We start from the raw sequence: 16,381 nt of genomic DNA on the forward strand, positions 1-16,381 counted from the left end.
TCCCCTTTTTTATTGATCAGTTTTTGTTTGATAAATCGATGATCATCTTTACTTTTGAATCAATGAAACTACGTTATTTATTTTTTAAGTTTCATTTTTGTTTGGGATCATTTTTATAAATCAATCATTATAGAAAAATCATATCTAAAAATTCAAAAATAAAAAAACGAGCCGAAGCTCGTTTTTTTAAAGAATATTAACTTACCAATGGAAGCTTACACCCACTTTACCCACAGGCATCCACTCGTATTTGTCATCATTTGCTATTTCATTAGCTTCTTTATTAACGGCATCTTGAGCTGATACAGTATTACCATTTACTGGAACTAGATTACTTTGTGTTAAGTTAACGTCTGGGTTACCAGTGTAATAAGCACCGACTTCACCAAACACACCCCAGTTCTTATTAATTTTTGGTGCAAAACCAAAACCTACATATGGTGCAATATCATTTTCATATGACATTTGACCACGTACAGAACCTTCATTAGCGCCTGCTGCTAATTGATAGTTATTACCATCAATGCTTAAAGTTTCACCTGCACCAATACGTTTTTGTAGATCATATTGATTATCTAGATAACCTACACCCGCAGCCATATATAGACCTTGAGCCCACATATTATTGCTTGCGCCCCAAGGACGAATCTCAGCATTTAAGTAAGCAAGTTTATTGTCCATATCTAAGTCATATTTTGTACCGTTTACAGATACATCATCAGACCAAGAAATATCACCACCATTATAACCCAGTGCTAAACCTACATATGGGTTTGCCGTCCAAAGTAAAGCACCACCATAACCTGTCGTACCTATTTCAGCACGAACACCTGTTGGAAGTAGCTGATTTTGCTCAAATACATAACCATCTTGTACTACAGAATCATCTGCCATTGCTGTAGCAGAAAAAGCTGCAAACAATGATGCTGCTAAAATTGTACTTAAAGTTTTCATTGTGTATCTCCTCAAATAAATAACGCGTTTCTTTTTTGACATTCATACTTATTTCTTGCATGAACTATAATTTATAAATACATAATGTTTTATTCTAAATTTGCTTAGTTTTTGTTATTTTTTGATACATTTTCATTTTCCACATTGATTCCTAAATCTTTTTTGGTTAGTAAATCTTCAAAAACCCTCTTTTAAAGCTTAAATTTTAATCCTTAATAACTAATTCCGATCCAAAGCCACTTTTTCATCAATTGTTAGCTCAATATAGTGTAAAATCTTGAAAATTTTTTTTGGAAATGGAAGATCATGTCTCAGCTTTCAACAATCATTGAACAAGCTTTTGATGACCGTGCAAATTTTACCGCAGCCGATTGTTCTGCTGAAATTCGCAGTGCTGTAGAAGAAGCAATTGCAGGTCTAGATAACGGCACACTCCGTGTAGCTGAAAAAATTGATGGTGAATGGATTGTTCATCAATGGCTTAAAAAAGCTGTTTTGTTGTCTTTTAAATTAAATGATAACAAACCGATTGAATCTGGCGATCTTCGTTTCTATGACAAAGTAGATACGAAATTCAAAAACTGGACTGAAGCACAATTCAGAGCTTCTGGTGTACGTGTAGTACCACCTGCTGTTGCTCGTAAAGGTTCTTTCCAAGCTAAAAATGTAGTATTGATGCCATCTTATGTAAACATTGGTGCATATGTTGACGAAGGCACCATGGTAGATACATGGGCAACTGTCGGTTCATGTGCTCAAATTGGTAAAAATGTACATTTGTCTGGTGGTGTAGGTATTGGTGGTGTGCTTGAGCCATTACAAGCCAATCCAACGATTATTGAAGATAACTGTTTCATTGGTGCACGTTCAGAAATTGTTGAAGGTGTTATCGTTGAAGAAGGTTCTGTTATTTCAATGGGCGTATTTATTGGTCAATCAACTAAAATTTATGACCGTGCAACAGGTGAAGTACATTATGGCCGTGTACCTGCGGGCTCTGTAGTTGTAGCGGGTAGCCTACCGTCTAAATGCGGCACTTATAGCTTATATGCTGCAATTATCGTGAAAAAAGTCGATGCACAAACACGTTCTAAAACAAGTTTGAACGATTTATTACGCGAAGACTAAGATGTCTTAACGCTCTTGCGGAATTTTAGCCATCTTGCGTCTCTACGATCAGACATGACCGTAGAGATTTTTGTTTTTGTACCCAGTTATTTGTTTTGGTGTGGTAATTTGTTGTTATGAATACACTTCGATCTTCCGCTATCCCTGTTTCCGATCCGTCTGCGGGTTTACGCATTACGGAGATTTTCTATTCATTACAAGGTGAAGCGAATGCAGCGGGTCTGCCAACGGTTTTTATTCGTTTAACTGGCTGTCCTTTACGTTGTAGTTATTGTGATACGACTTATTCGTTTGAAGGTGGTGAACGTCAATCTTTAGAGCAGATTATTCAAACCACGCTCGATTTTAAAACCCCTTATATTTGTGTAACTGGTGGTGAACCACTTGCTCAGCCAAATGCTCTTCCTTTAATGACACGCCTTGCCGATTTGGGCTGCGAAGTGTCTCTTGAAACCAGTGGTGCTTTAGATGTCTCTAAAGTTGATCCGCGTGTTTCTAAAGTGCTTGATTTAAAAACGCCAACTTCTGGGGAAGAACATAGAAATTTACTCAGTAATTTGGATTATTTAACTCAACATGACCAAATCAAATTTGTGATTTGTAATCGCGAAGATTATGAATGGTCAAAACAGCAAGTTAAACAATACCAATTAAACAATAAAGTCAGTACTGTTTGGTTTTCCCCTGCTTTTGCAGTTGAGAAAGGTCATGTTGGTTTACCCCAACTTGCTCGTGATTTAGCACAATGGATTTTAGACGACCATCTCCCTGTTCGCTTTCAGTTGCAATTACATAAATTGCTATGGAATGACGAAACTGGTCGTTAATTTTATTGTGATGATTGAATAAAGATATTTGGAGATTTTAATATGCGCGCTCGTGCAATCGTTTTATTATCTGGCGGTTTAGACTCAACGACGTGTTTGGCTTGGGCACAAGCACGGTATGAATGTATTGCTGTAAGTTTCATGTATGGTCAACGTTCGACCACTGAACTGGATGCAGCACGCGCCTTAACACAAGGTGCAGGTGTAGAACATCGAGTGATCAAGATTGACTTGGGGAATTTAGGCGGTTCTGCTTTAACAGACTTAAGTATTGATATACCGGAACAGGAACAAGAAGGTATTCCTGTAACTTATGTTCCAGCACGTAACACCATTTTTCTCTCTTACGCTCTGGCTGCGGCTGAAGTTTTTGGTGCAGAAGCGATTGTGATTGGTATCAATGCCGTTGATTATTCAGGATATCCAGACTGTCGTCCTGAATTTATTGATGCCTTTGAACGTATGGCAAGGCTGGCAACTAAAGTCGGTGTAGAAGGAAAACCTCTTAAATTTGAAACACCTCTGTTACATTTATCCAAAGCAAATATCATTCGCTTAGGTATAGAACATGGCGTAGACTACAGTCAAACGGTGTCTTGCTACCAAGCAGACGACCAAGGACGTGCTTGTGGCAAATGCGATAGTTGCCGTTTACGCAAACAAGGTTTTGCTGATGCAAGTGTCGAAGATCCAACACGTTATATACCGTCATAACAGGTTCCCATATATGAAAAATTTAAAATCAAACATTATTCTTTCTACTTTATTTTCTGCTGTAGCGTTAATGACTACTGCTACACATGCAGCAGAATCTAATAAGCTGCAAGAAGCTTATAAAAGTACCAATGTAAAATCAGCTTTGATCAATGTTTGTAAAGATGAAACTGGAAAAAGTAAAAAACTATCTGCTGCTGAAGTCAGCAAATATTGTACTTGTGCAGTTGAAGCAGATGGTAAATTGACTAACTCGCAAAAATGGGAAATCCAAAGTTCTGTGAATCAGAAGAAAAGTCCTGCAACTTTAGCTTTTGTACAAAAACAGAATAAAGATTTACAAGCATGTTTTGGCCCTCAGTTAACAGGTAAATTAAAAACTTTAACTGAAGATGCAATGAAAGCAGCTCAAGCCAAAAAATAAGCTCAGTCAAATTCAATAAAAGCCTGCGATATGCAGGCTTTTTTATATGTAGAGATACTATGCAGCAACTCTGGAAAACGAATGCGACTCAACGCAAATTTATTGTGTCCTATAGCGGTGGCAAAGACAGTACATTGGCGCTATACCACGCAAAAAAAATGGGGCAATGTCTGGGTTTAATCGTGATGCTTGAAGAACAAGGCCAACGTTCACGCTCACATGCTATGCCAATGGACATTATTTATGCACAAGCTCAGGCATTAAGTCTTCCTGTACTATGTACACGTTCGTCTTGGCAAAATTATGAAACCAAGTTTCTTGAATTATTACATCAGGTAAAACAGCAAGAGGTAGAAGTGTTGGTGACAGGCGATTTAGATATGCCTGAACATGGATGTTGGCATGACAAAGTCACACAACAAGCAGGTCTTAAACTGTGCATGCCTCTTTGGGAACGCCCTCATCTTGAGGTCATTAAAGAGTTTATTCAGCTCGGTTTTAAAACTAAAATTGTGACTGTAAATTTAAGTTTAGGTATGACGGTTAAAGACTTAGGCCAATTTTTGACTTTCGATTATATTCAGGAATTGCAGAATAGAGGGATAGACCCATGTGGTGAAGGTGGAGAATTTCATACGACTGTTTTAGATGGCCCGATCTTTAAACATCCAATTCCTGTACGTTCTGGTGAAATTCTGTATCATGGTGATTATGCTTTTTTAACTCTCGAATTAGAACAAGATTCAAACACTTAAGGAATTATTGATGACCAGTATCACTCTTCCAAACCAAATTTTTCCAACCACAACGGGTGAAGTTAATTTATCCGCTGTTTCATCAGAATGGTTGATTGTCTATTTTTATCCAAAAGATTCAACGCCAGGTTGCACAACACAAGCTGTCGATTTTTCAGCTTTAAAAGATCAATTCGATGCTTTAAATACCACAATTTTTGGAATTTCTCGCGATTCAGTTAAAGCACATCAAAACTTTACGGAGAAGCAAACACTTCGTATTGATTTGATTAGTGATAAAGAAGAAACGTTGTGCCATCATTTTGATGTCATTAAAGAAAAAAACATGTATGGGAAAAAAGTGATGGGCATTGAACGTTCAACCTTTATTTTTCATAAGGGGACGTTGGTAAAAGAATATCGAAAAGTCAAAGCGGCAGGTCATGCTCAAATTGTTTTAGAAGAATTAAAAGCTCTTCAGGACAGTTGATTTTTAAATTTTGTCTTAGCTTTATAGATGACAATATAAGGTATTGGTATGCATAAAAATATCAATTGCCGCAGCTAAAGACTTTAACTTCAGTTTTGACACAACCAGCAAAAGCGAATAAAAAAGCCATCTTAAAGATGGCTTTTTGAGTTTCTAAATTTTAAATGGCTTGCCATTGACCTGATAATTGAATATTCACTTTTTCACCTGCGCCACCTATGGCTTTTTTCATACCAAAATCAGTACGATTAATGATAGTAGAAGACTGTACATCCAATATTTTTGGATTACTTGCATTTGGCTTTAACGTAGTATTAAAAACTACAGGTTTGGTCACACCGCGCAAGGTTAAATTGCCTGCAATATTATATTTTCCCTGACCTAAGGACGTAAAATTGGTGCTTTTAAAACTGACTGTTTTATATTGAGCTGCATTAAAAAGATCTTCGCCCATAATCATTTTTTTAAGCGATGGTTTACTAAAACTTAGGCTATTCACATCGAGCACAAAGTTGGTAGAAGCCTTTTGTAGAGCGTTAGAATCAAAATTCATTTTAGATTGAACTTGATTAAATTTACCTTTGACCACAGATAAACCGACCGATTTAATTTCAAAACCCACATTACTCTGAGGGGTTAAAGTCCAGTTTTGTGCATTGACCTGAGTCAAGCCCGCTAAACCTACTGCACCCATAATCAATGCACTTTTCATTATTTTTTTAATCTTCATTTCACTTAACTCCTAAGTAATTTCATTCGTTTCCTTAAAAAGCAAGATTACTTAAGATTTATCTAAATTAGTTTTATCTTGAGTCAGATATTTGTTTTGCAATTGTTGATAAATACACGTTTTTTGAAAATTTTGTAAAAATTCACTGGTTCCTAAAGGTAGAGCTGATTCAATAATTTCGCCACGATAATAGGCTTCACGTAGCGGAGTTGCTGAGATTGAACCTTTTAAACTGTCCAATTCAACCAAAGTCCATTCAGGGAAAAGTTGAAGATAATATGAAGAATCATCTTTAAAATGCCCAATCAAACCCACTCGGTTGTCGGGCTCCACGACTTCTGCTACCAACGATGTAACCAGTTTTTGCCATTTTTCATCGTTATACATATCTACAACATGAACAAATTTAATCCGCTTTTGATCTGATTCCGAAAAATTGGATAAAATCATTTTTTGACGTTCAAAGACAGTGAATGGATTTTTAATGTTGCGTTCATTCTGCGCAGAACCTAAAGCCAAAATAATCGTTTGGCATTGTTTTAAAGCAATTTTAATCGTTTGCATATGGGCCAAATGAAAAGGCTGAAAACGACCAATAAAAACCAGATAATCAAATAAATAATTCATAACAGATCAATTTTTTATGACTCATGAGTTGTGTCACCTAAATAAATATGCGACATAATAAACAGCATAAAATCAAATTAAGTTTTAGAGCAAGGATAGTACGATGACACTGAGCTGTATTCAACAACCACATGAACATTTGGATGCGAATTTAGAAAATGGCGTACTGACCTTAGCCATTAATCGACCAAAAGCAAAAAATGCACTGTATGGCGAACTTTATTTATGGATTGCCCAAGCATTTGATGAAGCCGATCAAGATAAAGACGTTCGTGTATTGATCTTCCGTGGTACGGATACGGATTTTACTGCTGGTAATGATATGCAGGATTTCATGAAATCAGCAGCCATGAAAGGACAAGCACCTGCAAGTGAAGGCCCTCCATTTATTTTATTAAAAGCTGCAGCAAAATTTTCCAAGCCACTGATTTGTGCAGTTCGTGGTGTTGCGATCGGAATTGGTGTCACTATTCTGTTGCATGCTGACCTTGTATACAGTGACTCTACGGCCCTCTTCCAAATTCCTTTTGTCAGCTTAGGCCTATCCCCAGAAGGTGCTTCGAGTAAACTTTTGGTTGAGCAAGCGGGTTACCATAAGGCAGCTGAACTTTTATTGACGGCACAGAAATTCAATAGTGAAACAGCCTTGAGTATCAATTTAATCAATAGCATTGAGGATGATGCTTATGCTAAAGCGCAAAAACAAGCTGAAATAATGTCTGCCTTGCCTTTAGCTTCACTTAAACAGTCAAAAGCACTGATGAAGCATAATGTGAATGAGATCGTGGCATGGATTGATCACGAAGCGGAAATCTTTATGCAACGTGTTGGCTCCCCTGAAATGATGGAAGCTGTTGCTGCATTTATGCAAAAACGTAAACCCGATTTTTCACAATTTAATTAATGATCTTCACTGTTCAATAAAAACCACTCAACAATCATCTTGTTGAGTGGTTATATCATTCTAAATTTTACCAAAACGTCTATATTTTCATCTGAGAAAAAAATGAGCCATTCAACAGAAGTCGAAAAAAAGCGATACTTTGAACCTGCACCACATGATATTGATGTAGAAAATTTTAAAAAAGTGATTCAAAGTCGTCGTTCAGTTCGTAAATTTACCAATAAAGCGATTCCAGTCGATGTACTTGATGATTGTTTAGATCTTGCTTTGCTTGCACCCAATTCATCAAACTTGCAACCGTGGACCTTCTATATAGTGCAAAATCCAACGAATAAAAAGCAGTTGGTTAAAGCATGTTTAAGTCAATTGGCTGCGAAAACAGCTTCCGAATTAATTGTTTGTGTCGCACGTATAGACCGCATTGATGAAATGGCCAAGCAAAATGTCAGTCAATTTCCTTTTCCTGAAGCACCTAAAGCAGTGAAACAATATTACCGTTTTATTCCTTATAACTACAAAACAGGTTACTTCAATGCACTGGGTCATTTCAAAAAAGTAGCATTTAAAGTAGCACGTCAACTCGACAAACAACTTCCTGTCACTGCATTTAATCCAGCAGATGCCAAACTTTGGGCGAGTAAAACCACTGCGCTCGCCTGTGAAAATCTAGTATTAGCATTGCGTGCCTATGGCTTTGATAGCTGTATGATGGAAGGTTTTGATGAGCCCTTGGTCGCTAAAATCTTAGGATTAAACGATCAACAGTTTCCGGTGATGGTCATTGGTGCAGGTGAACGTGCAGCAGATGGAGTATTCTTTCCACAGTATCGTTTTGACCGTGACTTATTTATTCAAAAAGTTTAATTTTAAATAAGCATAATTTTATCCACATCCATCAAGTAGTTTAAACCTACCTAGATCTAGATGTTACTTTAAGACTCTATGTCACTCAATCCTATGTATAGACAGAATATTCATCTTTGAAACTCTGTCTAAGGGGTAATATTTGAGTACCCCTTTCACCAGCCATATAGCATCAATCATTTATATCGACTGTTTGAATAAATTCAAAAGCAGGTTCTTCATAAGGATGAGTTTGCTTTAATGCTCTCACCACGTCTCTTGCTTTATCTTCTGCGACTATGATTTCCACTCGCCATTCCGATACTTTTTCTAAAACATCAAGTTGCCCCATAAATGGATGTGCTGCTTTTACTGGTTTAAATTGTCCAGTTCCTAATACCTGCCAAGCACAATGTTCATAATTTCCAATCCCACCACCACCTGCATTAAAAATAGCGCTTTTGGTCGATTCAAGATGGGTTTCAGGCACATAATAAATGAGTTTGAGCATGTAATAACCCAATTTAAAAAGAAAAGAAATATCCATAAACTCTATGCTATTTTTCATAATTATTGTGAATCTATATCTCAAGGTATACTCATAAATACAAGATGACATTACTTTTCTTGACATTTTTCTGACAATTCAAGCTTTTACATCTCTTTAAAAAGTCTCTATTTTTAAAAAATAATATTTCATTAATAACGGCGAGTTTGAAGTTTCTTAAAATTTCTCTCGATCATTAAAACAAAATTTATTACACCCAAGCTAGACAGATGAATGATTCTATAAGTAAGTTAAATCTGCTTATTGTTAATCACATTCACTTTAATTTGGTGTAGCAACTGGAGAAATGAATGCTATTTATTATCAGTGTGCTTATTCAATTTTTTACACTATGGGCCATATTCTTTTTCGGCTTAAGTCGTAATGCTGGGGCAATAAGCACGATTATTGTGGCAATCGTGACTGCTTTTATTAGTCCTTGGTCACTTGTTTTGGGTATTCCACTTATTTTGCTGAGTGTTGTAGTGATGATTGACTCCCTCAGGATGATATTCATTACCAAGCCTGCTTACAAAACTTTGGCGAATGCAATGCCAAGTATGAGTATAACTGAACGTGAAGCCCTAGATGCGGGAACAAGTTGGTGGGAAAAAGAGCTCTTTATGGGTGCACCCGACTGGTCTAAATTTAATGCTTATCCCTATCCAACCCTTTCAACCGAAGAACAATCCTTTTTAGACCATGAAGTTGAACATTTATGTCAAATGCTCAACGATTGGGATATTCATCACCAGCTTAAAGATTTACCACCTGAAGCTTGGACTTATATTCGTGAAAATGGATTCTTAGGACTGATTATTCCCAAAGAATATGGCGGGCGTGCATTTAGTTCATTTGCACAGAGTCGTATTATGAGCAAAATTGCGTCTCGTTCATTAACAACAGCAGTCAGCTGTATGGTGCCTAATTCTCTAGGCCCAGGTGAATTATTACTGCATTATGGAACGGAAGAACAAAAAAATCGCTATCTGCCAGGTTTGGCCAAAGGTGAAGAAATCCCATGCTTTGGTTTAACCAGTCCAGAAGCTGGTTCAGATGCAGGTGCGATTCCAGATACTGGCGTGGTCTGTTATGGTGAATTTGAGGGTCAGCAGGTTCTTGGTTTACGTATGAACTTTTCTAAACGCTGGATTACCCTTGCTCCGATTGCAACCGTCATTGGCCTAGCATTTAAACTTTACGATCCTGAAGGACTCTTGGGCGATAAAAATAAAACTGAACATGGCATTACTTGTGCACTGATTCCTGCAAGTCATGAAGGAGTAAAAATTGGCGCACGACACAATCCTGGTTCACCTTTTATGAATGGTACTGTGGATGGTCAAGATGTCTTTATACCATTGGATTGGATTATTGGTGGTTCCCAAAATATTGGAAAAGGCTGGCGCATGTTGATGGAATGCTTGGCCGTCGGACGTGGTATTTCCCTGCCTGCGTTGTCTACTGCGGCCAGTGAGATGACCTATTTAAATGTGGGTGCATTTGCCAAAATTCGTCAGCAATTCAAAATTTCTATAGGCAAGTTTGAAGGTGTGCAAGAAGCCACCAGTGATATTGCCAGTGATACCTATATGTTAGAAGCTTTCCGATATTTGGTCACTTGTGGGCTAAATCAAGGTGGTAAACCTGCGGTAATGACGGCCATGGCAAAATATTATGCGACCGAAACCATGCGCCGTGTAGTCAATCATGGTATGGATGTGGTCGGTGGTCGTGCCGTACAAATGGGGCCGCGTAACTTTATTGCTTTAATGTATCAGGCCATTCCCGTCTCTATTACAGTGGAAGGTGCAAATATTCTGAGTCGCTCTCTGATGATTTTCGGTCAAGGTTCTATGCGTTGTCATCCTTATTTATTTGAGGAATTACAACTTTTACAAGCCGAAGATAAAAACACTGCTTTATATCATTTTAATGACATGCTGTTTAAGCATTTAGGCTATACATTTAATCGTACCGCACGTGCTTTTGCTTATGGGTATATCGGTGGTGCATCAGATACGCCGCAAAGCGCAAATGATTTTACTCGCCCTTATTATAAAATTATCAATCGTTTAAGCGCTGACTTTGCCTTAACTGCAGATATGTGTTTGGGTTTATTGGCCGGCGATATCAAACGTAAAGAAATGCTTTCAGGCCGTTTAGCCGATATCCATGCCAATTTGTTTATCAGTACTGCTATTTTGAAATATTATGAACATGGTAAACAGACGGAAGCTGAACAAATTCATGCAAAACTGGCTTTAGAAAAAGCCCTATTCAATGCACAAGAAGCTTTTTATGGATTATTTGCTAATTTTCCAGTCGGAATTGCAGCAGGTTTGGTCAAATTTATTTGCTTCCCACTTGGACGTCCAATCAAAAAATCAAGTGATGCTTTAAAACAACAGGCAGGTGAAATCATTATGCAGGATAATGCTTTCCGTGATGAGCTCAAAAAACATGTGTTCTATACGACCCAAGAAGATGATGTCACGGGTCGTATGGAATCTACGTTTAATCTATTAATTAAATTAGAACCACTTTGGGATAAGTTTAAAAAAGCTGAATCTAAAGGACAATTTAAAGGCTTAACTTTTGATGAACGTATTAGTGATGCGTTAAGTATTGGTTTTTTGACTCAACAAGAAGCTGCTAGCCTGATGATTTATAATGCAAAACGTTACGATAGTATGCTAACGGACATTTTTGACTCTGAACTTAATCAAACGTTAGAACTGGAAAATCCTTATAATCAAGAGCAAGAATCGGCTCCTTTGCCTAATCCTGAACAGCAAGAACCATTAGCACCATAAAAATTTTAGTAATAAAAACGGCTTTCTTAAGCCGTTTTTTACTCTAATCACATCAAATTTATGGTTTATTTATCCTATTCAATTCAATAGTGGAAGACCTAAATATTGATGTTGCTTACCTTTAAAATGATGACAAAATAAAGAAATACTACCTTTCTTTCCCACCCAAAATGTATTTTGACATTTCGAAGTTAAAATATTCCTTCACTCTTTGCCCTTCAAACTTAACAATACGCTTAGCTCTACTCAATAAATTTTAACCCATAAAAAACCACCCGAAGGTGGTTTTGAACATCTTAAAATAGATTAACCAATGAACTTACGTGCATTGCGGAACATACGTAACCATGCGCCATCTTCCGTCCATTCTTCAGGTTTCCAAGAATGCTGAACTGCACGGAAATTACGCTCAGGGTGTGGCATCATAATCGTTGCACGGCCATCCATTGAGGTCACCCCTGTAATGGCTTCTGGTGAACCATTTGGATTCAATGGATATTGTTGGGTTGCATTACCTAAACTATCCACATAACGCAAAGTCACTTGGTTGTTGGCATTTAAAGCAGCAAGATGCTGACTTGTTGCAACCACACGACCTTCACCATGCGCAACAGCGATAGGTAAAATTGAACCTTCCATGCCATCTAACAAAATCGAGTGAGACTTTTCAACGCGAACGTTAACAGCACGTGCTTCAAAAACTTCGGAAGTGTTACGGTGGAAACGTGGCCAAGCATCTGCACCAGGAATAAGGGGAGCCAATTGCGACAACATTTGACAACCATTACAAATACCTAAAGAGAAGGTTTCATCACGATTAAAGAATTTCTCAAATTGGTCACGAAGTTTCGGGTTAAACAAAACTGATTTAGCCCAACCGCCACCTGCACCCAATACGTCACCGTAAGAGAAACCGCCACAAGTCACCAGACCTTCAAAATCATTCAAATCTATACGACCCGCAATCAGGTCACTCATGTGAACATCAATAGTATTGAAACCGACTTTATCGAATGCCGCTGCCATTTCTACATGACCATTGACACCTTGTTCACGTAAAATTGCCATACTTGGACGGCGTGAATTGATATACGGCGCTTCAACAGGTTCGTTTAAATCAAATGTTGGTAATGCGATGATACCTTTGTGCTCTTTGTTGGCAATCAAGCTATATTCTTGATCTGCTGTTTCAACATTGTCACGTAAACGTTGGATCTGATGCGATACTTCAGTCCATGCCTGTTGTAAATCAGCACGGTCTAAGTTCAAACCATTGATTGTTAAAGTATCCGTTGTATTGACTGTACCCATTACAGCAATTGCATCTTTCAGTATCGATGCGGCAACTTCTGCTTGAAGTGATTCCCAATCAGATACACTGATTTGAAGCACTGCACCAATTTCTTCAGCAAATAAACTGTCTGTAGATTGATCTTGTAGTGCTACACCCAAACGTGATGCAAACATCATTTCTGCAACAGTCGCAAGCAAGCCACCATCACCGATGTCATGGTAAGCCTTGATTAAACCACGGTTGTTCCAATCTTGAATCAATGCAAAGAATGCTTTGAACTCATCGAAACTATCAACGTCAGGAGTGATTGAACCAATTGCTTTATACACTTGTGCAAGGATCGAACCACCCAAACGGAACTGACCTTTAGATAAGTCGATACGTACCAATACTGAATCTTCATTTTTCAATTCAGGTGTCAATGTTTTACGCACATCACCTACGGGTGCAAATGCGGTAATTACACCGGTCATTGGTGAAGTGACTGACTTATCAACACCTTCATCATTCCACGTGGTACGCATAGACAATGAGTCTTTACCGACTGGAATTGCAATTCCAAGTGCAGGACACATTTCCATACCAATGGCTTTAACACCTTCAAACAAGGCTTGATCTTCACCTGTTTGACCAGCAGCGGCCATCCAGTTCGCAGACAATTTAATATCGCTGATCTGTTCGATGTTGGCACACATAATATTGGAGATTGCTTCAGCCACAGCCAAACGTGCAGATGCAGCAGGATTTAACAATGCAACAGGAGGACGTTCACCCATCGCCATTGCTTCACCAGTGAAGCCCACTAAACTGGTGGTGGTTACCGCAGCATCCGCTACGGGCACTTGCCAGCGACCGACCATTTGGTCACGTGCAACCATACCCGTAATTGAACGGTCACCAATGGTAATCAGGAACGATTTAGACGCAACTGTTGGATTTTTAAGAACACGGTAAATCGCGTCTTTCAAATCAACTTTTGATGCATCAAAGTCATCGCCTTGACGTTCAATTGATTCAAAAGAACGGCTCATGCGTGGTGTACCCCCCAGCATGACTTGCATTGGCATATCCACAGCTTTGTTATCAAACAATGGATCTTCAACAGTTAAGTGACGCGCTTCAGTTGCTTCACCCAACACAGCAAACGGACAACGTTCACGTGCACAAATCGATTCAAATAATGCTAAAGAACTTGGACGAATTGCCAATACATAACGTTCTTGCGCTTCGTTTGACCAGATTTCCATTGGAGACATACCCGGCTCTAATGAAGGGATCTTACGAAGATTTAACACTGCACCGAGTTCGTGATCATTCACAAGCTCAGGCATGGCATTGGAAACACCGCCTGCACCCACGTCATGTACAGAAACGATTGGGTTGGCATCTTCAAAGCGCCAGCAGGTATCAATCACTTCTTGGCAACGGCGTTCCATTTCTGGGTTTTCACGTTGTACTGAAGCGAAATCTAGGTTTTCACCCAATTTACCACTGTCTACAGAAGATGCTGCACCACCGCCTAAACCGATCAGCATGGCAGGGCCACCCAACACGATGAGCAAGTCACCCGGTTGGATTGCATCTTTTTCTACATGGTCAGGACGAATGTTACCGTAACCACCAGCAATCATAATCGGCTTATGGAAACCTTTAACGTCACCATTTACATTTTGTTCAAAGGTACGGAAGTAACCATTTAAAGCAGGACGACCAAATTCATTATTGAATGCAGCACCACCCAGTGGGCCTTCAATCATAATTTGTAGCGGAGATGCCATACGAGATGGTTTGCCGTAATTCTCTTCCCATGGTTGTTCGAAGCCCGGAATATTCAGGTTAGACGTGGTAAATGCGGTTAAACCTGCTTTAGGTTTACCGCCACGACCTGTCGCACCTTCATCACGAATTTCACCACCCGAACCCGTCGCTGCACCTGCAAATGGCGCAATCGCTGTAGGATGGTTATGGGTTTCTACTTTCATTAAAATGTGAGCAGCTTGGCTCTTATATTTATAAACGTAATGACCGTTTTCATCTGGTTTTGGATAAAAACGTTGTGTGTCATAACCGACGATCACAGAAGCATTGTCTTTATATGCCGACAAAACATCTGTAGGCGATTCTTTATAGGTGTTCTTAATCATTTGGAACAATGATAAAGGTTGTTTTTCACCATCGATGGTCCACTCTGAACCGAAGATTTTATGACGACAATGCTCTGAGTTCGCTTGTGCAAACATCATGAGTTCGATGTCGTGCGGGTTACGACCCATTTTGGTAAAGGCAGCTGTTAAGTAATCAACTTCTTCATCAGACAAAGCAAAACCAAACTCAGAATTGGCTTTAACTAAAGCATCTTTACCTTGACCTAAAATATCAATGCTATTTAAGGGTTTTGGCTCAGTTTCAGAAAATAGTGCAGAGGCATCCTCAATTTGATTGAACACACTTTCCGTCATACGGTCATGTAACAATAATTTCACTTCATCCGATATTTCAGAAATACCTTTTAAAGTAAACAAAACACCACGTTCTAAGCGGTGAATTGGTGTATTACAATTGGCAAAAATATCGGTTGCTTTTGATGACCACGGAGAAATTGTTCCCAAACGTGGCGTAACCAGCACTTGAATTTCGTCACTTTCGACTTGGCGAATTTCAAAAGAAGCACCGTCATTTAATAGTTGTAATGCAGAATGATGCTGCTGCTCGTTGAGCGCTTGATCAAACAGATAAATCCATTGACTTTCAATTGATTGAACAGAACTCAATGACGCGAGGCGGTTTAAGAGTTGAGTTTTCTTAAAAGAAGAGTGTGCTTGCGCACCGGCCACGATAAACATGCTGATTTTGGCTCCACGGGCAGGTCTTTTGAACCATGCCGCCAATGTGACTTAGAGAGAGCGCATATTCTACTTCGTATTGACCAAATCAGCTAGATAGAAATTCATGAATGTGTCATGTATATCGGATATTCCCCCCACAGCTTCGCTTTATTGTTGGTTAAAAAATACATCTCTCCTGAGTTAATCCTGAATTATGTTATTTTCAAATGCTCTTAAATCTTTAAAATTCTATGCTTTAACTTAATTAAGCAAGTTATTCATCTGATATAACGACGAATCGAGGAGAAAAAATGAATAATAATTTAAAAATTGTTACATTTTAATTGCTTATACAATGAATGCTTCTTTTAAAACTTGAAATAAAAAATAAGCAACTGTATTTCATTAAAATATTTAGACTTTGGCCTCTGATTATTAATATGAACAAAAGGCCCTAAACCGCTATATAAGTAAAAAAATTTTACAATGATAGCGTTCATCAGTAAATTTGATGAACTTATGTT

At 38.4% G+C, this 16,381-nt stretch carries 14 protein-coding genes; 9 read left to right on the plus strand and 5 right to left on the minus strand.

From position 1 onward, the window contains the following. Positions 1-201 precede the first annotated feature (201 nt). A complete protein-coding gene (gene carO / locus GA0116959_RS07190; protein WP_092719840.1) occupies positions 202-954 on the minus strand; it encodes an ornithine uptake porin CarO in 753 nt (250 codons plus the stop codon). A 306-nt stretch (positions 955-1,260) separates the two neighbouring features. Between carO and dapD the strand changes: the two genes are divergently transcribed. From dapD to GA0116959_RS07220, 6 genes are all read left to right on the plus strand, one after another. Continuing rightward, the gene (dapD, locus tag GA0116959_RS07195; protein ID WP_053578304.1) at positions 1,261-2,082 is read left to right on the plus strand and encodes a 2,3,4,5-tetrahydropyridine-2,6-dicarboxylate N-succinyltransferase; all 822 of its coding nucleotides are present in this window, start codon (positions 1,261-1,263) and stop codon (positions 2,080-2,082) included. 116 nt (positions 2,083-2,198) lie between these two features. After that, positions 2,199-2,909: a 7-carboxy-7-deazaguanine synthase QueE gene (queE, locus tag GA0116959_RS07200; RefSeq protein WP_092719842.1), complete on the plus strand. Its 711-nt coding sequence runs from the start codon at positions 2,199-2,201 to the stop codon at positions 2,907-2,909. 42 nt (positions 2,910-2,951) lie between these two features. Continuing rightward, positions 2,952-3,623, plus strand: coding sequence for a 7-cyano-7-deazaguanine synthase QueC (queC, locus tag GA0116959_RS07205; RefSeq protein ID WP_053578306.1), 672 nt, complete (start codon positions 2,952-2,954; stop codon positions 3,621-3,623). Between the two features lie 13 nt (positions 3,624-3,636). After that, the gene (locus GA0116959_RS07210; protein WP_053578307.1) at positions 3,637-4,047 is read left to right on the plus strand and encodes a hypothetical protein; all 411 of its coding nucleotides are present in this window, start codon (positions 3,637-3,639) and stop codon (positions 4,045-4,047) included. A 59-nt stretch (positions 4,048-4,106) separates the two neighbouring features. After that, positions 4,107-4,802: a Dph6-related ATP pyrophosphatase gene (locus tag GA0116959_RS07215; RefSeq protein ID WP_092719844.1), complete on the plus strand. Its 696-nt coding sequence runs from the start codon at positions 4,107-4,109 to the stop codon at positions 4,800-4,802. Between the two features lie 10 nt (positions 4,803-4,812). Next, a complete protein-coding gene (locus GA0116959_RS07220; RefSeq protein ID WP_053578309.1) occupies positions 4,813-5,271 on the plus strand; it encodes a peroxiredoxin in 459 nt (152 codons plus the stop codon). A gap of 160 nt (positions 5,272-5,431) precedes the next feature. Here GA0116959_RS07220 and GA0116959_RS07225 read toward each other — a convergent pair whose 3' ends face one another. After that, positions 5,432-5,965 carry a YceI family protein gene (locus tag GA0116959_RS07225; RefSeq protein ID WP_425304205.1) on the minus strand — a complete coding sequence of 178 codons (534 nt, stop codon included), beginning with the start codon at positions 5,963-5,965 and terminating at the stop codon, positions 5,432-5,434. An 87-nt stretch (positions 5,966-6,052) separates the two neighbouring features. Continuing rightward, positions 6,053-6,628: a nicotinate-nicotinamide nucleotide adenylyltransferase gene (locus GA0116959_RS07230; protein ID WP_053578311.1), complete on the minus strand. Its 576-nt coding sequence runs from the start codon at positions 6,626-6,628 to the stop codon at positions 6,053-6,055. Between the two features lie 103 nt (positions 6,629-6,731). Here GA0116959_RS07230 and GA0116959_RS07235 point away from each other — a divergent pair, with 103 nt between their 5' ends. Together GA0116959_RS07235 and GA0116959_RS07240 are read left to right on the plus strand one after the other, a co-directional pair. After that, positions 6,732-7,532 carry an enoyl-CoA hydratase-related protein gene (locus GA0116959_RS07235; RefSeq protein WP_053578312.1) on the plus strand — a complete coding sequence of 267 codons (801 nt, stop codon included), beginning with the start codon at positions 6,732-6,734 and terminating at the stop codon, positions 7,530-7,532. 102 nt (positions 7,533-7,634) lie between these two features. Then, the gene (locus GA0116959_RS07240) at positions 7,635-8,396 is read left to right on the plus strand and encodes a nitroreductase family protein (RefSeq protein ID WP_092719850.1); all 762 of its coding nucleotides are present in this window, start codon (positions 7,635-7,637) and stop codon (positions 8,394-8,396) included. A gap of 172 nt (positions 8,397-8,568) precedes the next feature. Here GA0116959_RS07240 and GA0116959_RS07245 read toward each other — a convergent pair whose 3' ends face one another. Further along, positions 8,569-8,886 carry a YqfO family protein gene (locus GA0116959_RS07245; protein ID WP_092719963.1) on the minus strand — a complete coding sequence of 106 codons (318 nt, stop codon included), beginning with the start codon at positions 8,884-8,886 and terminating at the stop codon, positions 8,569-8,571. A 347-nt stretch (positions 8,887-9,233) separates the two neighbouring features. Between GA0116959_RS07245 and GA0116959_RS07250 the strand changes: the two genes are divergently transcribed. Beyond that, positions 9,234-11,738 carry an acyl-CoA dehydrogenase gene (locus tag GA0116959_RS07250; protein ID WP_092719852.1) on the plus strand — a complete coding sequence of 835 codons (2,505 nt, stop codon included), beginning with the start codon at positions 9,234-9,236 and terminating at the stop codon, positions 11,736-11,738. 306 nt (positions 11,739-12,044) lie between these two features. Here the strand turns inward: GA0116959_RS07250 and purL are convergent, their stop codons facing one another. After that, positions 12,045-15,875 carry a phosphoribosylformylglycinamidine synthase gene (gene purL / locus GA0116959_RS07255; protein ID WP_092719854.1) on the minus strand — a complete coding sequence of 1,277 codons (3,831 nt, stop codon included), beginning with the start codon at positions 15,873-15,875 and terminating at the stop codon, positions 12,045-12,047. Between the last annotated feature and the right edge of the window lie 506 nt (positions 15,876-16,381).

Origin of the sequence: Acinetobacter albensis, from assembly GCF_900095025.1 — a bacterium.
Lineage (GTDB): Bacteria > Pseudomonadota > Gammaproteobacteria > Pseudomonadales > Moraxellaceae > Acinetobacter > Acinetobacter albensis.